This window comes from Wenjunlia vitaminophila DSM 41686 (assembly GCF_000380165.1).
Taxonomy (GTDB): domain Bacteria; phylum Actinomycetota; class Actinomycetes; order Streptomycetales; family Streptomycetaceae; genus Wenjunlia; species Wenjunlia vitaminophila.
The window spans coordinates 15,032-35,410 of sequence record NZ_KB904654.1 but is presented as its reverse complement, the minus strand read 5'-3'; the positions used below and the strand labels follow the sequence as shown (position 1 = coordinate 35,410).

The window sequence follows — 20,379 nt, the reverse complement described above, 5'->3', positions numbered from 1 at the left end:
TCCATCGTTCCGAGAGGTTGTTCGTGTCGGCCAGCACATCCCGTACGCTCCCGCCGGAGATCGCCGAGTCCGTGCATCTTCAGGCGCTCATCGAGCGGGGCAAGGCACAGGGCCAGATCGCCGGCGATGACGTGCGGCAGGCCTTCGAAGCGGACCAGATCCCGGCAACCCAGTGGAAGAACGTTCTGCGCAGCCTCAACCAGGTCCTCGACGAGGAGGGTGTGACGCTGATGGTCAGTGCCGCAGACTCGGCGGCTCCCAAGCGCACCCGCAAGAGCGTCGCAGCGAAGAGCCCGGCCAAGCGCACCGCCACCAAGACCGTTGCCGCGAAGACCACCGCGACCAGGAAGACCGCAGCCGTGAAGACCGCGGCCCCGGCGAAGTCGGTGGCCGTGGAAGCCCCGGTCGAGACCGCGGGGGGGTTGGAGGCGGCCGCCGTCTCGGCCACGCCGCGGGCCGCGGCGAAGGCCGCCGCGCCGGCGCGGGCGGCCGGCCCGGCCAAGAAGACCGCCGCCAAGAAGACCACCACGAAGAAGGCGGCGAAGAAGCAGTCCGGGAAGAAGGCCGAGAAGAGCGAAGAGCCGGTTGACGGCGAGGAGGTGCTGGACGAGGCGCTGGTCGGGGGCAAGCCCGGCGAGGACGCCCCGGACGGCCCCGAGTCGGAGGGTTTCGTGCTCTCCGACGAGGACGAGGACGACGCCCCCGCGCAGCAGGTCGCAGCAGCCGGCGCCACCGCGGACCCGGTCAAGGACTACCTCAAGCAGATCGGCAAGGTTCCGCTGCTCAACGCCGAGCAGGAGGTGGAGCTGGCGAAGCGGATCGAGGCCGGCCTGTTCGCCGAGGACAAGCTGTCCAGCGCGGACAAGCTCGCACCCAAGCTCAAGCGTGAGCTCGAGATCATCGCCGAGGACGGCCGTCGCGCCAAGAACCACCTGCTGGAGGCGAACCTCCGACTGGTCGTCTCGCTGGCCAAGAGGTACACCGGTCGCGGCATGCTCTTTCTCGATCTGATCCAGGAGGGCAACCTCGGCCTGATCCGGGCGGTGGAGAAGTTCGACTACACCAAGGGCTACAAGTTCTCCACCTACGCCACCTGGTGGATCCGCCAGGCGATCACCCGGGCCATGGCCGACCAGGCGCGGACCATCCGCATCCCGGTGCACATGGTCGAGGTCATCAACAAGCTCGCGCGCGTGCAGCGTCAGATGCTCCAGGACCTGGGCCGCGAGCCCACCCCGGAGGAGCTCGCCAAGGAACTCGACATGACCCCGGAGAAGGTCATCGAGGTCCAGAAGTACGGTCGGGAACCGATCTCCCTGCACACCCCGCTCGGCGAGGACGGCGACAGCGAGTTCGGTGATCTGATCGAGGACTCCGAGGCGGTCGTGCCGGCCGACGCGGTCAGCTTCACCCTCCTGCAGGAACAGCTCCACTCGGTGCTGGACACCTTGTCCGAGCGCGAGGCCGGTGTGGTCTCGATGCGGTTCGGGCTCACCGACGGACAGCCGAAGACCCTGGACGAGATCGGCAAGGTCTACGGCGTCACCCGGGAACGCATCCGGCAGATCGAGTCCAAGACCATGTCGAAGCTGCGCCACCCGTCCCGTTCCCAGGTGCTGCGGGACTACCTCGACTAGAAACGGCTGGTTCCGGTCGGCCTCCTGCCGCCGCTTACTGGACGCCCCCGGGGCTGGCTCAGCCCCGGGGGCGTCGGCTGCTCAGGCGAGCGCGCCGGGGCAGCCGTTCCGGTTCGCCCGATGGACGCCCTGCCGATGCCTCGACCCGCCATGGCGGCTACGCTGAGTGCGTAGTCGCTCGCGGTGTGCGAGGAGGTGTGGCGGGCGTGGCGGTCCTCGGCCTGGTTGCCCGTCGGGCCACCGGAGTGCTCGGCGGCGTCCGCGGCGCTTCTCGGAGGGGGCGGTACGGTTCCGTCGGGGGGATGTCGCTCGCGGTGCTCTGCGTTCTCCCCGCGACCTCCGCGCTCGCGTCACCGAGCGTGGTCGGAGGGCAGGGCGTGAGTACCGAGGCGGTGCCCTGGGTGGTTGCGCTCGCCAGCAGGGAACGGTTTGGCACCGTGAGGTCCGGGCAGTTCTGCGGCGGCGCTGCGGTGTCCCCGAAGAAGGTGGTCACCGCGGCGCACTGTCTGAGCGAGGACGGTTCCGGCGGGCCCGTGCAGGACGTCTCGGACGTGCGGGTGGTGGTGGGGCGCACGGACCTGCGCGGCTCGCGGGGGCGGGAGATCGAGGTGCTCCGGGTGTGGGTGCATCCCGGCTACGACCCGCAGACCAACGAGAACGACATCGCCGTGATCACTCTGGCGGGCCGGGTGCGCTTCCCCGGGGGCAGCGTTCCGCGGGTGGCCGGGGCCGGCGACGCGGACCTGACCCGCACCGGGGCGTCCGCCCAGGTCTATGGCTGGGGTGACATCACGGGGAAGGGCGACTTCAGCTACACCCTGCGCAGGGCGCGCGTGGCGGTACTCCCCGCACGGACCTGCGAGCGGGCCTACCGGCGCAGCGAAGCGGGGACGTTCGTCGCCTCGTCGATGATCTGTGCCGGCACGAGGGGTGGGGGTCGGGACGCCTGTCAGGGTGACAGCGGGGGGCCGCTGGTGGCCGGGGGAGTGCTGGTCGGGCTGGTCTCCTGGGGCAGTGGCTGCGCCCACCCCGGTTTTCCAGGGGTCTACGTCCGGATGTCCACGATGACGGAGGTGGCCGCCCAGCTCGGGCGGCACTTACGGGCACCCATGGTGACGGACGGCCACCCAGGGTGAACCGGGTGGCCGTCGGTGGCCGGACTCAATGCCGGTCCTGGCTCGTCGTGGGTGCCGGAATCAGCGCTCCTCTTCGCCGGCCGTCGCCGGGGTGGCGGTGAGTCGACCGGTCTCGTCCTGTATTTCCGCTGCGATCTTCTTCAGTTCGGGCTCGAACTTGCGGCCGTGGTGCGCGCAGAAGAGCAGCTCGCCACCGCTGATGAGAACGACGCGCAGATAAGCCTGGGCGCCGCAGCGGTCGCAGCGGTCGGCTGCGGTCAGCGGGCTTGCGGGGGTCAGAACTGTAGTCACGTCGCCTCTTCTCTAGCTCGACGAGCTGTCGTACCAGGGTCAACATCCAACCAGGCCGAAAACGTTCCCGCTCGTGGCTTCTCCGCAAAGTTGCTGCCAAGGAGGCCGGATGTTGCCAGGTGGCGGCGATTAGGGCCGTTGTACTGTTGTTGGTTTCATTTGTTATCAATTGTCCGTTTTGTCGCCTGCGGTGGCGTCTCACCGCTGTCGAGGGTGACGTGCCCGAAGCCTAAATGGTTCATGCCTCGAGATGGGCGTGATATTTCCATCACTCGACAGTGGCATCGATGGTTTGCTCGAACCCGTCCGCAAGAAAATCGAACGCATGTATGAGAGGGGCGTAACATGCGGGGTTACCGGGTGGCGGGCGAACTCATGGTGCCTACCTGGGTACCCTGCTCACCGGTGAACGCTGCGACACCCCCCACATCGGGGATGCCCGCACCCCACCAGCCCCGCCCCCAGTGGCGAGGCGCCTTTCCGGACAGACGAGGAGCTGCACCCGCGTGACCGCCGAATCCACCGTGTCGTCCACCGCACTGCTCACCGGCGCGGACCGCGACGGCTCCAACTACACCGCGCGGCACCTGCTCGTCCTCGAGGGCCTGGAGGCCGTCCGCAAGCGCCCGGGGATGTACATCGGGTCCACTGACAGCCGTGGACTGATGCACTGCCTGTGGGAGATCATCGACAACTCCGTCGACGAGGCCCTCGCCGGCTACTGCGACCGCATCGATGTCCTGCTCCACCAGGACGGCTCCGTCGAGGTCAGGGACAACGGCCGCGGCATCCCGGTCGATGTCGAGCCCAAGACCGGCCTGTCCGGCATCGAGGTGGTGATGACCAAGCTCCATGCGGGCGGCAAGTTCGGTGGTGGCTCCTACGCCGCCTCCGGCGGGCTGCACGGCGTGGGAGCCTCGGTGGTGAACGCCCTGTCCGCCCGGCTCGACGTCGAGGTGGACCGGGGCGGTCGTACCCACGAGATCAGCTTCCGCCGCGGTGTGCCCGGGATCTTCACCGAGTCGGGGCCGGACAGTCCGTTCGAACCAGCGACGGGCCTGCGCAAGACCCGCAAGGTGCCCAAGACCCGCCTCGGCACCAGGATCCGCTACTGGGCCGACCGCCAGATCTTCCTCCGCGACGCCCGGCTGTCCCTGGAGACGCTCCAGGCACGGGTCAGGCAGACCGCCTTCCTCGTCCCCGGGCTGACCATCGTGGTCCGCGACGAGCGGGGGATCGACGAGGCGGAGCCGACCGAGGAGGTCTTCCGGTACGACGGCGGGATCAGTGAGTTCTGCGAGTACCTCGCCCCCGACCGGGCGGTGTGCGACACACTGCGGCTGACCGGCCAGGGCACGTTCAAGGAGACCGTCCCGGTCCTGGACGACCTCGGCCACATGACGCCGACGGAGGTCACCCGCGAGCTCGGCGTGGACATCGCCCTGCGCTGGGGCGCCGGGTACGAGTCCACGGTCCGCTCCTTCGTCAACATCATCGCCACCCCCAAGGGGGGCACTCACCTCGCCGGTTTCGAACGGGCGGTCACCCGCACCATGAACGAGGTGCTGCGCTCCGCCAAGCTGCTCCGGGTCGCCGAGGACGACGTGGTCAAGGACGACGCCATGGAGGGACTGACCGCGGTGGTCACCGTCCGCCTGGCCGAGCCGCAGTTCGAAGGACAGACCAAGGAGGTGCTGGGCACCTCGGCGGCCTCCAGGATCGTGGCCAACGTGGTGTCCAAGGAGCTCAAGGCATTCCTCACCTCGACCAAGCGGGACGACCGGCAGCAGGCCCGCGCGGTGATGGAGAAGGTGGTCGCGGCTTCCAGGACTCGGATCGCCGCTCGGCAGCACAAGGAGGCGCAGCGCCGGAAGACCGCCCTGGAGTCGTCGTCGCTCCCGGCCAAGCTCGCCGACTGCCGCAGCGACGACGTGGACCGCAGTGAGCTGTTCATCGTCGAGGGCGACTCCGCGCTGGGCACCGCGAAGCTGGCTCGGAACTCCGAGTTCCAGGCGTTGCTGCCGATCCGAGGCAAGATCCTCAACGTCCAGAAGTCGTCGGTCTCCGACATGCTCAAGAACGCCGAGTGCGGGGCGATCATCCAGGTCATAGGGGCTGGTTCGGGTCGCACCTTCGACATCGACCAGGCCCGCTACGGCAAGATCATCCTGTTGGTGGACGCGGACGTCGACGGGGCGCACATCCGGTGCCTGCTGCTGACCCTGTTCCAGCGGTACATGCGCCCCATGGTGGAGGCGGGCCGGGTCTTCGCGGCGGTCCCCCCGCTGCACCGGATCGAACTGAGCAACCCCAGGCGCGGGCAGGACCGCTACCTGTACACCTACTCGGACAACGAGCTGCGCAGCACCCTGCTGGAACTCCAGCGCAGGGGGACCAGGTACAAGGACGCCATCCAGCGCTACAAGGGCCTCGGGGAGATGGACGCCGACCAGCTCGCAGAGACCACGATGGACCCCCGGCAGCGGACGCTGCGCCGGATCAACCTCGGTGACCTGGAGGCCGCCGAGCAGGTCTTCGACCTGCTCATGGGGAACGAGGTGGCTCCGCGCAAGGAGTTCATCGTCAGCTCGGCGGCCACCCTGGACCACTCCCGCATCGACACCTGACCGCACTCGCCTCCCTGCCCCCTGCCCTCGGCCCCCGCGCGGGGGCCAAGGGCAGGAGGCGCGGCGGCGTTACCGCAGCGGCCCCGCCACCACCGCCACCGGCTTGCTCAGGGGTACGCCGGAGCCGTCCCGCCGCGGATCGCGCTCCGGCAGTGCTGCTGGAGCGCCCTCCGCGGACGCCGCCCGCGGCGGTGACTGCCCCGCCCAGGCGAAGACAAGGACGTCCTCGCCCTTGAGGAACCGCTGGCAGCGCACCCCTCCGGTGCCCCTCCCCTTGCGCGGGTAGTTCTCGAACGGGGTGCGTTTGGCGGTGCCCTGCCCGGTGCCGGCCAACGCGTCGGTCACCCCGGCGACCGTCACCACGTCCGCGTCGAGTGCCGGGTCCACCGCGGTGAACGACAGCACCGAGGCGTCCGGCCCGAGCTTGATCCCGGCCATGCCACCGGCGGCCCGGCCCTGTGGGCGCACCTGCCCCGCCGGGTAGCGCAGCAGGTGCGCGTCCGTGGTGATGAAGACCAGGTCCTCCTCGCCGGTCCGGAGCTCCACCGCCCCGACCACCCGGTCGCCCTCCCGGAGCGAGATCACCTCGAACTCGTCCTTGTTCCCCGGGTAGTCCGGCACCACCCGCTTGACCACGCCCTGCTCGGTGCCCAGGGCGAGACCTGGGGAGGACTCGTCCAGGGTGGCGAGGCCCAACACCGTCTCGTCTGCCGCCACGGTCACGAACTCCTCCACGGGCGCCCCGGCCGAGAGGTTCGGCGCGTTGCTGCCTGACGGCAGCGTGGGCAGGTCGACCACCGACAGCCGCAGCAGCCGGCCCGCCGACGTCACCACCCCCACGTCGCCCCGGGCTGTCGCCGGCACCACGGAGACGATCACGTCGTGCTTGGACCGCCGGCTGGGCTCGGGCCCGAACGCCTCGTCGGTGGCGGTGCGGGCGAGCCGGCCGGTGGACGAGAGCAGCACCCGGCACGGGTCGTCGGGAACCTGGAGCGGAACCGGCTCGACCGGCCGGGCCGAGGACTCGAGCAGCACGGTGCGCCGTTCGGTGCCGTACTTCTTGGCCACCGCGGCGAGCTCGTTGGAGACCACCTTGCGCAGCTCGGCGTCCGACTCCAGGATGCGGGTGAGCCGTGCGATCTCGGTGCTCAGCTCCTCCTTCTCCTGCTCGAGTTCGAGCCGGTCGAACCGGGTGAGGCGGCGCAGCGGGGTGTCGAGGATGTACTGCGTCTGCGTGTCGGTCAGTGAGAAGCGGTCGATCAGGCGCTCCTTCGCCTGGGCGGCGTTCTCGCTGGCCCGGATGATCCGGATCACCTCGTCGATGTCCACCAGCGCGATGAGCAGCCCCTCGACGAGGTGCAGCCGGTCCTGCCGCTTGGACCTGCGGAACTCGCTGCGCCGCCGCACCACGGTGAAGCGGTGGTCCACATAGACATCGAGGAGTTCCTTCAGCCCGAGGGTGAGTGGCTGCCCGTCCACCAGCGCCACGTTGTTGATGCCGAAGGTCTCCTCCATCGGCGTCAGCTTGTAGAGCTGTTCGAGTACCGCCTCGGGGTGGAAGCCGTTCTTGATCTCGAAGACCAGACGAAGGCCGTGCTCGCGGTCGGTGAGGTCCTTCAGGTCGGCGATGCCCTGGAGCTTCTTCGCCGCGACCAGGTCCTTGACCTTGGCCCTGACCTTCTCGGGACCCACGTTGTAGGGGAGTTCGGTGACGACGATGCCCTTGCGGCGCGCGGTCACGTTCTCGATGGAGGCGGTGGCCCGGATGCGGAAGGTGCCACGACCCTTCTCGTAGGCGTCGCGGATGCCCTCGAGGCCGACGATCCGACCGCCGGTGGGCAGGTCGGGGCCGGGCACGAACCTCATCAGGGCTTCCAGGTCCGCGTCCGGATGCCGGATCAGGTGCCGGGCGGCGGCGATCACCTCGCCCAGGTTGTGCGGCGGCATGTTGGTGGCCATGCCGACCGCGATCCCGGAGGAGCCGTTGACCAGCAGGTTGGGGAACGCGCTCGGCAGCGCCTGGGGTTCCGACTCGCTGCCGTCGTAGTTCGGCGAGAACTCGACGGTGTCCTCGTCGATGGACTCGACCATCAGGGTGGCGGCCGGCGCCATCCGGGCCTCGGTGTACCGCATCGCCGCTGGAGGGTCGTCGTTGCCCAGGGAACCGAAGTTCCCGTGCCCGTCGACCAGCGGCAGACGCATCGAGAACGGCTGGGCCATCCGCACCAGGGCGTCGTAGATCGAGGCGTCGCCGTGCGGGTGCAGACGCCCCATCACCTCACCGACGACACGGGCGCACTTGACGTACCCCCGGTCGGGGCGCAGGCCCATCTGCCCCATCTGGTAGAGGATGCGACGGTGTACGGGCTTCAGGCCGTCCCGGGCATCCGGGAGTGCGCGGGAGTAGATCACCGAGTAGGCGTACTCGAGGAAGGAGCCCTGCATCTCGTCGACGACGTCGATGTCGAGGATGCGCTCCTCGGACGCGTCGTCCGGCGGCGGGGTCTTGGTGCTGCGGCGGGCCATCGGTCCCGGTGCTCCTTTTTCTCCTGTGCGGGTGCGACGAGCCTGGAAGTGGCGGGCTCCATTGTGGACCCAGCGGCGGACATCTCGGCCTCCGGCCCGGCGCGGCACCGCTGCCAGCGGCGGTTCGAGGCGCCTGTCACCACGGGGCAGTAGGGTGCAGGCAGCCCGTACCAGCGACCGGGAAGGACTCGTACCCATGGCCCAGACGGCCACGCCGGACACCGGCCCGGTGGCGACCCCGCAGGCACCCTCGGTGCCCAGCCGGCCCTCCGCCACCGAACACCGCCTCGCCAACGGACTGCGGGTGGTGCTCTCCGAGGACCACCTCACGCCGGTCGCCGCTGTCTGCCTCTGGTACGACGTGGGCTCCCGGCACGAGGTCAGTGGCCGCACCGGGCTCGCGCACCTCTTCGAGCACCTGATGTTCCAGGGCTCGGCGAGCGTGCCGGGGAACGGACACTTCGAGCTGGTGCAGAACGCGGGTGGCTCGGCCAACGGCACCACCAGCTTCGAGCGCACCAACTACTTCGAGACGATGCCCGCGCACCAGGTCGAGCTGGCGCTGTGGCTCGAGGCCGACCGCATGGGCAGCCTGCTCAGCGCCCTGGACCAGGAGAACCTGGACAACCAGCGGGACGTCGTGAAGAACGAGCGCCGCCAGCGGTACGACAACGTTCCCTACGGCACCGCCTACGAGCGGCTGTTCGCCATGCTGTTCCCGGAGGGCCACCCCTACCACCACATGCCCATCGGCTCGATGGCCGACCTCGACGCGGCGTCACTCGACGACGCCCGGGAGTTCTTCCGCACGTACTACGCGCCGAACAACGCGGTGCTCGCGGTCGTCGGCGACATCGAACCGGAGCAGACCCTCGCCTGGATCGAACGGTACTTCGGCTCCATCCCCGCGCACGACGGCAAGCCCGCGCCCCGGGACGGCTCCCTGCCCGAGGTGCTGGGCGACCAGGTTCGGTCCGTGGTCGAGGAGGAGGTGCCGGCGCGCGCCCTGATGTCCGCCTACCGGTTGCCGCAGGACGGGTCCCGCGAGGCGGACGCCGCCGACCTGGCCCTCACGGTGCTCGGCGGGGGCGAGTCCTCCCGGTTGCACAACCGCCTGGTGCGGCGGGACAGGCTCGCCGTCGGTGCGGCCTTCGGCCTGCTCCGGCTCGCGCAGGCACCGTCGCTGGGCTGGCTGGACGTCAAGTTGTCCAGCGGAGTGGAGGTCCCCAGCGTCGAGGCGGCCGTGGACGAGGAGCTGGCCCGCTTCGCCGAGGAGGGACCCACCCCCCAGGAGCTGGAGCGTGCCCAGGCCCAGATCGAACGGGAGTGGCTGGACCGGCTGGCCACCGTCGGCGGGCGCGCCGACGAGCTGTGCCGCTACGCCGTGCTCTTCGGTGATCCGCAGCTCGCGTTCAGCGCCGTGGACCGGGTCCTGGAGGTCACCGCCGAGGAGGTCAGGGCGGTGGCCGCGGAACGACTGCACCCGCGGAACCGGGCCGTCCTGGTGTACGAGCCCACCGGGCCCCGGGGCGAGCAGGACGAGGACCAGTCAGACGAGGAAGCCGAGGCCGAGCAGTGACCGACGCCACCGCCACCATGACCTTCCACCCGCGGCCCGAGCCGGGCCCGGCCAAGCCGTGGGACTTTCCCGCACCGGAGCGGTCCACCCTGCCCAACGGCGTCACGGTGCTGCGCTGCCACCGGCCCGGGCAGCAGGTGGTCGCGGTCGAGGTGCTGCTCGACTCCCCGCTCAGCGCGGAGCCCGAGGGCCTTGACGGTGTGGCCACCATCATGGCCAGGGCGTTCTCCGAGGGCACCGACCGGCACACCGCTGAGGGGTTCGCGGCGGAGCTCGAGCGCTGCGGTGCCACCATGGACGCCCACGCCGACCACCCCGGGGTCAGGGTCTCGCTCGAGGTCCCGGCGTCCCGCCTGGAGAGCGGCCTCGCCCTGCTCGCCGACGCGCTGCGCAGCCCCGCGTTCCCCGACGACGAGGTGGAACGCCTGGTCGCCAACCGCCTCGACGAGATCCCGCACGAGCTGGCCAACCCCGGGCGCCGCGCCGCGATCGCCCTGTACGCCGAGCTGTTCCCGGCCGACCAGCGGATCTCCCGTCCCCGCCAGGGCACGAGCGAGACGGTCGCCCGGATCGACGCCGCCGCGGTGCGCGCCTTCTACCAGGCCCAGGTACGGCCCGCCGGCACCACGCTGGTGGTGGTCGGCGACCTCTCCGGCATCGACCTCGACCGTGCGCTGCGGGACACCGTGGGTGCCTGGAGCGGCGAGCCCGCGAAGCCGGAGCCCGCGCCGACGATCATCGCCGACGACCAGGCCCGGGTGCTGATCGTGGACCGCCCGGGGTCGGTACAGACGCAGTTGCTGATCGGCCGCATCGGCACCGACCGGCACGACCGCGCCTGGCCGGCCCAGGTGCTGGGCACCTACTGCCTGGGCGGCACCCTGACCTCCCGTCTGGACCGGGTGCTCAGGGAGGAGAAGGGCTACACCTACGGGGTCCGGGCATTCGGGCAGGTGCTGCGCTCCACCAGCGAGGGCGTCGGCGCATCCGTGCTGGCGATCACCGGTTCGGTGGCCACCGAGGTCACCGGGCCCGCGCTCGCGGACACCTGGCGGGTGCTGCGTACCCTCGCCGAGGAGGGCCTCACCGACGAGGAGCGGGAGGCCGCCGTGCAGTACCTGGTGGGCGTCGCCCCGCTGAAGTACGAGACCGCGGCGTCGGTGGCCAGCACCCTGGCGGACCAGGTCGAGCAGTTCCTGCCGGACGACTTCCAGTCCCAGGTGTACCTGCGGCTCACCGAGGTCGGGACCGTGGAGGCGACGACGGCGGTGGTCCGGGCGTTCCCGCCGGAGCGGCTGGTCGCCGTCCTGGTGGGGGACGCCGCCAAGATCACCGAGTCGGTGGAGAAGCTGGGCATCGGTCCCGTGCGGGTGATCAGCTAGCGCCCTCGGGGCTGCCGTGGCAGGCGGTGGCGACTCCTCGTCGCCGCCGCCCCGCCCGAGCGGCTCACGGCCGGACGGCTCAGACCGTCTCCGGCAGCTCGTCCAGGCCCTCGGCGACCATCCGGGCCAGGCGGTCGAGCACCACCTCGGCGTCGGCGGTGTCGCAGGTCAGGACGACCTCGTCGCCGCCCCGCACCCCGAGGCTGAGGACCGCCAGCATGCTGGCGGCATTGACCCGGTTCCCGTCCGCCTTGGCCAGCGTCACCGGAACGCCGGTGCTGGTCGCGGCCCGGACGAAGACGGCGGCGGGGCGTGCGTGCAGCCCCTCGGCCCAGCCGACGGTGACGCGGCGCTCAACCATGGTGTTGCCCTTCGACGGAAATCATTCGTCTAGACCACCTTAGGGGTGGTGTGCGCGGTGCCCGGACGACGCCGTTCCCGGGGCCACCAACCAGCACCACGACCTACGACATACGCTGACGCAATGGCAGTCAGTGCGCACGGCGGCGGCCACCCGTCGGACGATCCGGAGCCGGCCTACCCCGAGCACTGGGAGGCGGACGTGGTCCTGCGGGACGGTGGTACCGCACACATCCGCCCGATCACCCCCGCGGACGCCGATCGACTGGTGGCCTTCTACGCCCAGGTCTCCGACACCTCAAAGTACTACCGCTTCTTCGCGCCCTACCCGCGGCTCTCGGACCGCGACGTCCGCCGCTTCACCCACCACGACTACGTGGACCGGGTCGGGCTCGCCGCCACGGTCGGCGACGAGTTCATCGCGACCGTCCGCTACGACCGGATCGACGACCGGGGCCGGGGTGCCAGCGGGGGAGCCCAGGCCGAGGTCGCCTTCCTGGTGCAGGACGCCCACCAGGGCCGCGGGGTCGCCTCCGCGCTGATGGAACACATCGCCGCGGTGGCCAGGGAACGCGGCATCCGCCGATTCGTGGCCGAGGTGCTCCCGGAGAACCGGAAGATGACCAAGGTCTTCACCGACGCCGGGTACACCCAGCGGCGCAGCTTCGAGGAGGGCGTGGTCCACCTCGAGCTCGAGCTCGAACCCACGGACGCGTCACTCGAAGTGATGCGGGCCCGGGAACTGCGGGCCGAGGCCCGGTCGGTGCGGAGGCTGTTGGCGCCCCGTTCGGTGGCTGTGGTGGGGGCGAGCAGACAACCGGGCGGGGTGGGGCGCACCATCCTCGCCAACCTGCTGGCCGCCGGCTACACCGGCCGGGTGTACGCCGTGAACTCGGCGTTCGCCCCGGGCACGGCGACCCTGCACCCCGAGGGTGTGCCCGCGTACCGCTCGGTGGCGGACCTCCCCGAGCCCGTTGACCTGGCGGTCCTCGCCGTCCCCGCAGAACAGGCGCTCGTGGCCGCGACCCAGTGCGGTACGCACGGGGTCCAGGGGTTGCTGGCGGTCGGCACCGGCTTCGCGGAGACGGGGGAGGAGGGCAGGGAACGGCAGCGCGAACTCGTCCGTCGGGCGCGCGCCGACGGTATGCGGGTGATCGGCCCCAACGCCTTCGGCATCGCCAACCAGGCACCCGACGTCCGGCTCAACGCCACGCTCTCGCCGGAACTGCCCCGCCCCGGCCGAGTCGGCCTGTTCACCCAGTCCGGGGCGATCGGCATCGCCCTGCTGGCCGGGGTCCACCGCAGCGGCCTCGGCCTGTCCAGCTTCGTCTCGGCGGGCAACCGTGCCGACGTCTCCGGCAACGACCTGCTCCAGTACTGGCACGAGGACCCGGCAACCCGAGTGGTCCTGATGTACCTGGAGTCATTCGGGAACCCCCGCAAGTTCACCCGGCTGGCCAGGCGCACCGCCCGCAGCAAGCCCGTCGTGGTGGTCAAGGGCGGCCGGCACACCGGAAGCTCCGTGCCCGCAGGACACGCCGTGCCCACCACCAGGATGCCCGACGCCACCGCGGACGACCTGTTCCTCCAGGCCGGGGTGATCCGGGTGGACAACATCACCGACCTGCTCGACGTCGGCCTGCTGCTGGACTGCCAGCCGCTGCCGCCCGGCGACCGGGTGACCATCGTGGGCAACTCCGGGTCCCTGGGTGCCGTCGCCCACGACGCCTGCCTGACCGGAGGGCTCCGCCCGGCGCAGCCCCACGACCTCACCACCGGGGCGGACACCCAGGACTTCCGCGCCGCGGTCGCTGCCGCGCTGGCCGACCCCGGGACCGACGCCGTCCTGGTCACCGCGATCCCGCCGGTCTCCGGGGGCGACAGCGGGCCCCACTGGGACGCCTCCGACCTCGCGCGTGAGCTGAGGAACGCGGCCACCGGCGCCGGGAAACCCGTCGTGGTCACCCACCTGGCCCTCGACGACCTGCCGGCCCTCCTGCTCGCCGAGGAGGACGCGGACGAGGCCCCGGACGTGGACGAGGCCACGGACGTGGACGCTGACGCGGACGGGTACGGGGGTGCGCGGTCCGTGGCCCGCGTCCCCGCCTACCCGGCGCCGGAACGTGCCGCGCGGGCGCTGGCCGAGGCCGCGACCTACGCCCGCTGGCGGCGTGCCGAGACCACTCCCGGCCAGGTGCCCCAGTTCGAGGACATCGACGTCACCTCGGCCCGGACCCAGGTCGCGGCGCTGCTCGCTGCCCACGAGGAACACAGTGAGCGCCCGATGGTGCTGGCTCCCGCTGACGCCTCCCGGCTGCTGGTCAGGTACGGCATCCGGCTGCGCACGGCGCTCGCCGCGACGGACGCCGACTCCGCGGTGGGGGCGGCCCGGCTGCTCGGCTACCCCGTGGCCCTGAAGACCACGGCCGAGCACCTGCGGCACCGCGCCGACCTGGGCGGGGTCAGGCTCGACCTGGCCGACGAGGAGAACCTGCGGCGTGCCTTCCGGGACCTGACCACGACGCTCGGCGCGGCCGGGGAGCTGCGGCTGGTCGTCCAGTCCATGGCCCCGCGCGGCGTGGACACCGTGATCAGGGCCGCCGTGGACCCGGCACTGGGCGCCGTGCTGTCGTTCGGGCTCGCCGGACCCCCCTCCGAACTGCTCGGTGACGTGGCGCACCGACTTGTTCCGGCCACCGACCGGGACGTGGCCGCACTGGTGCGGTCGATCAAGGGCGCGCCGTTGCTCTTCGGCTACCGGGGCGCCGAGCCGGTGGACACCGCCGCGCTCGAGGACCTGCTGCTGCGGGTCTCGCTGCTGGTGCACGACCTGCCGGAGGTCGCCGCGGTGGACCTGGAGCCGGTGGTCGCCGCCCGGACCGGGCTGGCGGTGTTGGGCGCGACGGTGCGCCTGGCCAGGCCACCCGCGCGGGACGACCTGGGGCCGCGCCGGCTCTCCTGGTGGTGACCTCCGGCGCCGGGTACGGAGGCAGGGGGGACGGCAGTGGCGGCACCCCGGCACGTGAGGCGCTCACGCGCTCCTCGAGGAGGCCCCTCCAGCCCGACAGCGTGTCTGTCCCGGCGGCTGATACGCCCTAGGATGGAGTGCATGGCGAAGACCGGCACCACCACCCAGGGCCTGCGCGCGGCCATCGAGCGCAGCGGCTACTACCCCGCGCTCGTCGGGGACGCTGTGGAGTCCGCGGTGGGAGCCGAACCGGTCGTGTCCTACCTGGTCCACCAGGAGACCACGTTCGACGCCAACGAGGTGCGCCGGCACGTCACCGTCCTGGTGCTCACCGGCACCCGCTTCATCGTGAGCCACACCGACGAACAGTCCGCCGACGACACCTCGCCCTCGCCCTACGCGACCACTTCCACCGAGTCGGTGAAGCTGGCCCGGATCTCCTCGGTGGTGCTCAGCCGGGTCGTGGCCAACCCCGAGTCCTACGCCCCGGGTGTCCTGCCCCGCGAGGTGGTGTTGACCATCGGCTGGGGGGCCGTCAGCCGGCTGGACCTTGAGCCGGCCGCCTGCGGCGACCCCAACTGCGAGGCCGACCACGGCTACACCGGCTCCTCCACCTCCGACGACCTGAGCCTGCGGGTCAGCGAGGCCGGGGACGGACCGGAGACGGTCACCCAGGCGCTGGCGTTCGCCCAGGCCCTCTCCGAGGCCACGGCCCAGGCCGCCGGCTGACCGGCCGTCGTCCGCCACCGCCGATGATCTATCCCTCCCCGGTGGACCCCGCCACCGCGCCGGCCCCGCGCTACGGCTCCGCCTCGCTCAGTGACCTGCTGCCGGCGATCGCCCGCGGGCTCGGCGTGCCGGGCTTCCCGGGTGGCGGCGGCCTGGAGTTGCCCCCCGCGGACCGGGCGTGCGTCTTCCTGGTGGACGGTCTCGGCTGGGAGCTGCTGCGGGCCCACCCCGAGGAGGCCCCGTTCCTCACCTCGCTGCTCGGCTCCTCCCTGGGCGGCAGCGGAGAACCGCTCACCGCCGGCTTCCCGTCGACCACGGCCACCTCCCTGGCCTCGGTGGGCACCGGACTGCCCCCCGGCGCCCACGGACTCGCCGGGTACATGGTGATGGTGCCCGGCACCCGCACGCTGATGAACCAACTCCGCTGGTCCCCCCACACCGACCCGCACGCCTGGCAGCCGTATCCCACCGTCTTCGAACGCGCCCACACCGCAGGCGTGGAGACCTGCCAGGTGTCCTCCCCCCTGTTCGAGCACACCCCGCTGACCAGAGTGGCTCTCTCCGGGGGGACGTTCTTCGGGCGGCTGACCGGGGAGGACCGGATGGACTTCGCCGCCGAACGGCTCGCCGCGGCCGACCGCACCCTGGTCTACACGTACTACAGCGAGTTGGACGCCATGGGACACCGGTACGGCGTGGACTCCGACGCCTGGCGCGGCCAGCTCATGCGGGTGGACCGGCTCGCCCAGCGGCTCGCCGAGCTGCTGCCACCACGCTCCGCCCTCTACGTCACCGCCGACCACGGCATGATCGACGTCGCCCCCGAGAACCGGGTGGACTTCGACGACGACTGGGAGCTCGGCGCCGGCGTGGCCCTCCTCGGTGGCGAGGGCAGAGCCCGGCACGTCTACGCGGTGCCGGGGGCCGAGGCGGACGTCCACGCCGTGTGGAGCGAGGTGCTCGGGGACCAGATGTGGGTGGCCACCCGGGACCAGGCCATCGAAGCGGGCTGGTTCGGGCCGCGGGTGGACAACCGGGTGTACGGAAGGATCGGGGACGTGGTGGCCGCCGCCCGGGACGACATGGCGGTGATCGCCTCAAGGACCGAGCCGGGGGAGTCCTCCATGGTGGGGCTGCACGGCTCGATGACCCCGGCGGAGCAGCTCGTGCCCCTCCTCGAGGTCCGCACCTGACCACGTCGGCCATCAGGTCGTCCGGTACTCGCGCTGACCTCCGGGTTCGCCCTACGCCCGCGAGCGGGGGCTTTCCAACACGGAGAATGTCGCACCCTCGGGGTCTGCCAGGGTGGCCCGCCTGCCGTACCCGAAGTCCTCGGGCCCGCTGACCATCGTGCCCCCAAGCTCCACCGCCCGCGCCACCGAGGCGTCCGTGTCCCGCACCGCGAAGTACGTCATCCAGGAGGGGCTGGTGGACGGGGGCATCTCCGCGCCCATGCTGCTGATCCCGGCGACCGCCTCTCCCTGGACCAGCAGCAGCAGCCGCCAGTCGAACGGGCTCGACACCGGTTCGGTGGCGTAGCCGAACACCAGCGAGTAGAAGGCGTCCACATAGGAGGCGTCCCGGATCAGCAACTCGTTCCACGCGACCGAGCCGGGCTCCCCGGTGAGGTCGGCGCCGAGGTGCTCACGCGGCTCCCACACGCCGAACACCCCTCCGCTCGGGTCCGCGGCGATCGCCATCCGACCGGCCGAATCCGACTCCAGGGGCCCCACCGCGACGGTGCCACCGGAGTCCCGGATGCGTGCCGCCGTCGCGTCGGCGTTGTCGCTGGCGACGTACATCGTCCAGGCCACCGGCAGGTTCCGACCGGCCGGGATGGCGCCAAGGCCGGCCACCTGGTGAGGACCCAGCAGGGCACGGCAGTAGGGCCCGAAGTGCTGGGGCCCCGCGCGGAACTCCCAGTCGAACAACTGACCGTAGAAGCGTTGTGCGGTGGACAGATCACGGGCCAGCAGGCTGACCCAGCACGGAGTGCCCTGGACGGGCCGGGCCATAACCTCGCTCATAAGACGGAGTCTCCTCTTTTTGTGTTCGCTCGCCGCCGGCCGCTTTGCGGGGCCCCTGCCGGCGTTCCTCGTCGTGCGGCCGCTCGTTCCTCGCGACCTGCTCCTCGTCTCTTCGGCAGGGGCGCGGCCTTTGGCTCGCTCACGTCTGCGCGTTGTCGGGGCGGGGGTGCACGACGCTGCGGGTTTTCCCGGGGGTTCGCTCGCCGCCGGCCGCTTTGCGGGGCCCCTGCCGGCGTTCCTCGTCGTGCGGTCGCTCGTTCCTCGCGACCTTCTCCTCGTCTCTTGGCAGGGGCGCGGCCTTTGGCTCGCTCACGGCGCTGGTTCCCTCGTGTTCGCTCGCCGCCGGCCGCTTTGGGGTGCCCCTGCCGGCGTTCCTCGATGCTGCGCTCCCTCGTGCCTCGGTCGCTTGGTCTCGTCTCTTCGGCAGGGGCGCGGCCTTTGGCTCGCTCACGTCCCCACATCGCCGGAGTGAAGGTGCACGACACTGCGGCGTGGTCGGGGGTTCGCTCGCCGCTGGTGTGGCTGCGGCTCGCTCACGTCTGCGCGTGTCGGGGTGGGGGTGCACGACGCTGCGGCGTGGTCGGGGGGTTCGCTCGGCGTCGGGTGCTCGCGGTCCCTGTCGACGTTCCACAGCCGGCGTGTCCATGTTCCTCGGAGGGCTCATCGTGCGACGGTCATACCTGACCCGTCGTCGGATCGTACTGGCGCAGGAGGCGTGCGCAGTGCTGTGCTCTTCGGCGCGTCCTGTGGCTCGCTCACGTCGGTCCTCGTCAGGGTGCGGGTCGGCGCGGGTGGCTGTCTGGTCCGGTCCTGACAATGGCACTGCCCGGGCACCGACCACAATGGGGCCATGAACTCCCTCATCACCAGCGAAGAGCTGGCCCGTGACCTCGCCGGGGCGACAAGCCCGGTCGTTCTGGACATCCGTTGGCAGCTCGGTGGGCCGCCGGGCCGGTCCGATTATGCGGAAGGTCACATCCCGGGTGCCCACTTCATGGCCCTGGACACCGACTTGGCGGGGCCACCGAGCGCCGGGGGCCGTCACCCGTTGCCGGAGCCGGAGGCCTTCCAGACGGTGATGCGCCGGGCAGGGGTGAGCGCGGACCGGGAGGTGGTGGTGTACGACGCCGCGTCGTCGATGGCGGCGGCGCGTTGCTGGTGGCTGTTGCGCTGGGCGGGTCACGGCCGGGTGCGGGTCCTGGACGGCGGGCTTCGGGCCTGGACCGCCGCGGGGTTCCCACTCGATCGGGCGGTGCCCGAGGACGAGAAGGGTGACTTCACCGTCCGTCCGGGCGGCATGCCCGTGCTCACCGCGGACCAGGCCGCGGAACTGGCGCGTTCCGGGCTGCTTCTGGACGCCAGGGCCGCGGAGCGGTACCGGGGCGAGGTCGAGCCGGTGGACCCGGTCGCCGGGCACATCCCCGGCGCGGTCAGCGCGCCGACCACCGCCAACGTTGACGCGGGGGGACGGTTCCTGGACCGTGACGTCCTGGCCGCCCGGTTCGCCGCGTTGGGAGCCGCGGAGCCCGGGGTCCGGGTGGGCGTCTACTGCGGCTCGGGCGTCACCGCCGCCCACGAGATCCTGGCCCTCGCCCTGACCGGCGTTCCGGCCGCGCTGTACCCCGGCTCCTGGAGTGAGTGGTCGGGGGACCCGCAGCGCCCGGTGGCCACGGGACGGGACCGCGGGTGAGCGAGGCGTCCGGGGGCCCGTGGGTCCCCGGACGCCGGCGGTCAGTCCTTCTTCCGCCGGCTGCCGAACACGATCTCGTCCCAACTGGGAACGGTGGCCCGGCGCCCGGGACGGACGCCGTCGGCCTCCGCCTGGCGGTCGGTGCTGCCGACGAGTCGGTCCCGGTGGCCGCTCACCGAGCGCGGCATCAGCACGTCGGCGTAGGCCGAGCCGGCACCCGCACTCGCCGCCGGGGCGGGAGGAGCCGCCTCCGCTGACTCGTCCGCCTGCTCGGCTTCCTCCGACGGCGGTGTCGCGGCTGCCGGAGGGTCGGGCACCACCATGTCGCCACGGAAGTTCGGCACCACGTCCAGCAGGCTGGTCAGCGAGTCCCGGTCCTCCTCGGAACGACTCGAGCCAGCGCTGGGCCTGTCGCGGTCCCGGTCGGTGGTCCGGTCGCGGGGCAGCCGGGCGATGCGGGGGACGAAGGGGAAGCTCGGCTCGGGGTGCTCGGTGGTCTCCCCGATCAGGCCCCGGGCCTCGTCGTCGCAGGCCTGGACCAGACGGCGCGGCGGGTCGTAGGTCCAGCTCGCCGAGTGCGGCTCACCGGCGACCCGGTAGACCAGCAGCACCTCCCAGATGCCGTCGTCACGGCGCCAGGAGTCCCACTGGGCGGAGTCCTTCTCGGCGCCGCGAAGGAGCAGGCGCTCTGCCACCGCGTCCCCGAGGAGCGGACCGGTGCTCTCGCCGTGGCGGCGCACCGGGGTCTTGCGGGCACGCTCGGCCATGAAGGCGCGCTCGGCCAGCACCGGGCCCTCGAAGCGGCGCACCCGGTCCACCGGGATGCCGGCGAGCTGGGCGACCTCCTCGGCGCTCGCGCCGGCCCTTATCCGCGCCTGGATGTCGCGTGGGCGGAGGTGGCTCTCGACCTCGATCTCGATCTGGCCGAGACGGGCGCGGTCGTTGCGGACCGCGGCGCGGAGCCGCTCGTCGATGGGGAGCGTGTACTCCGTGTTGTCGGCAGCCTTGAGCACCAGTCGTGTGCCGTCGTTGCTGACGGCCACGACACGCAGTTCGGGCATGGGAACCTCCCGGTGGTGCCTGCCGACGTCCGTTGCGTCGCTGCTCCCGTTGGACGAGTGTGGCCTGCCCGGGTGCAGCCTGCCACAACCTTGCGAGTTGCCTGGCGTGTCGGGAAGTTCCCCGGCCCGCCGTTATGGCACGGTTACCTGTTCGCAACGCTGCGTGACGCCCTCATGTCACCCCGCGTTGTCCCTTTCCATCCTCTGCTGCGGCACCCTGGGCACAGTACTCCATTTGGCCCATGTGAGTGGACCACCGCGCCGTCGAATTTCGGTGGTGGCGCTGGAGTTGACACCCTGCCCCGGCCGGGCGTTCCCCCGCAACGGTGTTCATCTTCGCAGACTGGGACGTTTTCGGATGTTTCG

14 protein-coding genes and 1 pseudogene are annotated in these 20,379 nt (G+C 71.5%); 9 read left to right on the top strand and 6 right to left on the bottom strand.

Translation table 11 applies throughout. The annotated features are described in order from the left end of the window. The first annotated feature begins 17 nt into the window (after nucleotides 1-17). Together A3IG_RS0106905 and A3IG_RS0106900 are read left to right on the top strand one after the other, a co-directional pair. Nucleotides 18-1,637, top strand: coding sequence for an RNA polymerase sigma factor (locus A3IG_RS0106905; RefSeq protein ID WP_018382816.1), 1,620 nt, complete (start codon nucleotides 18-20; stop codon nucleotides 1,635-1,637). 302 nt (nucleotides 1,638-1,939) lie between these two features. Continuing rightward, nucleotides 1,940-2,773: a S1 family peptidase gene (locus A3IG_RS0106900; protein WP_051087412.1), complete on the top strand. Its 834-nt coding sequence runs from the start codon at nucleotides 1,940-1,942 to the stop codon at nucleotides 2,771-2,773. A gap of 60 nt (nucleotides 2,774-2,833) precedes the next feature. On the opposite strand, the gene A3IG_RS0106895 is transcribed toward A3IG_RS0106900, so the two are convergent. Then, complete coding sequence (locus A3IG_RS0106895) at nucleotides 2,834-3,064, bottom strand: DUF7455 domain-containing protein (RefSeq protein ID WP_018382814.1); 231 nt, start codon at nucleotides 3,062-3,064, stop codon at nucleotides 2,834-2,836. 506 nt (nucleotides 3,065-3,570) lie between these two features. On the opposite strand from A3IG_RS0106895, the gene A3IG_RS0106890 reads away from it, so the two are divergent. Then, nucleotides 3,571-5,691 carry a DNA gyrase/topoisomerase IV subunit B gene (locus A3IG_RS0106890; protein WP_018382813.1) on the top strand — a complete coding sequence of 707 codons (2,121 nt, stop codon included), beginning with the start codon at nucleotides 3,571-3,573 and terminating at the stop codon, nucleotides 5,689-5,691. 69 nt (nucleotides 5,692-5,760) lie between these two features. Here the strand turns inward: A3IG_RS0106890 and A3IG_RS0106885 are convergent, their stop codons facing one another. Further along, nucleotides 5,761-8,217, bottom strand: coding sequence for a DNA gyrase/topoisomerase IV subunit A (locus A3IG_RS0106885; RefSeq protein ID WP_018382812.1), 2,457 nt, complete (start codon nucleotides 8,215-8,217; stop codon nucleotides 5,761-5,763). A gap of 196 nt (nucleotides 8,218-8,413) precedes the next feature. On the opposite strand from A3IG_RS0106885, the gene A3IG_RS0106880 reads away from it, so the two are divergent. Continuing rightward, nucleotides 8,414-9,796 (top strand): M16 family metallopeptidase, encoded by a 1,383-nt coding sequence (locus tag A3IG_RS0106880; RefSeq protein ID WP_018382811.1) that lies wholly within the window; start codon nucleotides 8,414-8,416, stop codon nucleotides 9,794-9,796. Beyond that, entirely contained in the window at nucleotides 9,793-11,178 is a 1,386-nt protein-coding gene (locus tag A3IG_RS0106875; RefSeq protein ID WP_018382810.1) for a M16 family metallopeptidase, read from the top strand. Before A3IG_RS0106880 ends, A3IG_RS0106875 begins: the two co-directional genes overlap by 4 nt. Nucleotides 11,179-11,257: 79 nt before the next feature. Here A3IG_RS0106875 and A3IG_RS0106870 read toward each other — a convergent pair whose 3' ends face one another. Beyond that, nucleotides 11,258-11,539 (bottom strand): HPr family phosphocarrier protein, encoded by a 282-nt coding sequence (locus tag A3IG_RS0106870; protein WP_018382809.1) that lies wholly within the window; start codon nucleotides 11,537-11,539, stop codon nucleotides 11,258-11,260. A gap of 123 nt (nucleotides 11,540-11,662) precedes the next feature. Here A3IG_RS0106870 and A3IG_RS0106865 point away from each other — a divergent pair, with 123 nt between their 5' ends. The 3 genes from A3IG_RS0106865 (at nucleotide 11,663) to A3IG_RS0106855 (ending at nucleotide 16,428) form a co-directional block, all read left to right on the top strand. Beyond that, the gene (locus tag A3IG_RS0106865) at nucleotides 11,663-14,506 is read left to right on the top strand and encodes a bifunctional acetate--CoA ligase family protein/GNAT family N-acetyltransferase (RefSeq protein WP_018382808.1); all 2,844 of its coding nucleotides are present in this window, start codon (nucleotides 11,663-11,665) and stop codon (nucleotides 14,504-14,506) included. A gap of 141 nt (nucleotides 14,507-14,647) precedes the next feature. Beyond that, entirely contained in the window at nucleotides 14,648-15,235 is a 588-nt protein-coding gene (locus tag A3IG_RS0106860; protein ID WP_018382807.1) for a DUF5998 family protein, read from the top strand. Between the two features lie 23 nt (nucleotides 15,236-15,258). Then, the gene (locus tag A3IG_RS0106855; protein ID WP_018382806.1) at nucleotides 15,259-16,428 is read left to right on the top strand and encodes an alkaline phosphatase family protein; all 1,170 of its coding nucleotides are present in this window, start codon (nucleotides 15,259-15,261) and stop codon (nucleotides 16,426-16,428) included. A gap of 51 nt (nucleotides 16,429-16,479) precedes the next feature. Here A3IG_RS0106855 and A3IG_RS0106850 read toward each other — a convergent pair whose 3' ends face one another. Then, nucleotides 16,480-17,262, bottom strand: a complete 783-nt coding sequence (locus tag A3IG_RS0106850) for a VOC family protein (RefSeq protein WP_026219975.1) — start codon at nucleotides 17,260-17,262, stop codon at nucleotides 16,480-16,482. 139 nt (nucleotides 17,263-17,401) lie between these two features. Beyond that, nucleotides 17,402-17,575 (bottom strand): hypothetical protein, encoded by a 174-nt coding sequence (locus tag A3IG_RS34125; protein WP_157862232.1) that lies wholly within the window; start codon nucleotides 17,573-17,575, stop codon nucleotides 17,402-17,404. A 537-nt stretch (nucleotides 17,576-18,112) separates the two neighbouring features. On the opposite strand from A3IG_RS34125, the gene A3IG_RS0106845 reads away from it, so the two are divergent. After that, entirely contained in the window at nucleotides 18,113-18,952 is an 840-nt protein-coding gene (locus tag A3IG_RS0106845) for a sulfurtransferase (protein WP_026219974.1), read from the top strand. A gap of 41 nt (nucleotides 18,953-18,993) precedes the next feature. Here the strand turns inward: A3IG_RS0106845 and sepH are convergent. Further along, nucleotides 18,994-20,099, bottom strand: a pseudogene (gene sepH / locus A3IG_RS0106840) (septation protein SepH). Nucleotides 20,100-20,379: the final 280 nt, after the last annotated feature.

Excerpts from the sequence above, each read along its gene's own strand:
- A3IG_RS0106900 (WP_051087412.1), top strand. The coding sequence starts at position 1,940 with ATGTCGCTCGCGGTGCTCTGCGTTCTCCCCGCGACCTCCGCGCTCGCG.
- A3IG_RS0106885 (WP_018382812.1), bottom strand. The coding sequence starts at position 8,217 with ATGGCCCGCCGCAGCACCAAGACCCCGCCGCCGGACGACGCGTCCGAG.
- A3IG_RS0106880 (WP_018382811.1), top strand. The coding sequence starts at position 8,414 with ATGGCCCAGACGGCCACGCCGGACACCGGCCCGGTGGCGACCCCGCAG.
- A3IG_RS0106870 (WP_018382809.1), bottom strand. The coding sequence starts at position 11,539 with ATGGTTGAGCGCCGCGTCACCGTCGGCTGGGCCGAGGGGCTGCACGCA.
- A3IG_RS0106865 (WP_018382808.1), top strand. The coding sequence starts at position 11,663 with ATGGCAGTCAGTGCGCACGGCGGCGGCCACCCGTCGGACGATCCGGAG.
- A3IG_RS0106860 (WP_018382807.1), top strand. The coding sequence starts at position 14,648 with ATGGCGAAGACCGGCACCACCACCCAGGGCCTGCGCGCGGCCATCGAG.
- A3IG_RS0106855 (WP_018382806.1), top strand. The coding sequence starts at position 15,259 with ATGATCTATCCCTCCCCGGTGGACCCCGCCACCGCGCCGGCCCCGCGC.
- A3IG_RS0106850 (WP_026219975.1), bottom strand. The coding sequence starts at position 17,262 with ATGAGCGAGGTTATGGCCCGGCCCGTCCAGGGCACTCCGTGCTGGGTC.
- A3IG_RS0106845 (WP_026219974.1), top strand. The coding sequence starts at position 18,113 with ATGAACTCCCTCATCACCAGCGAAGAGCTGGCCCGTGACCTCGCCGGG.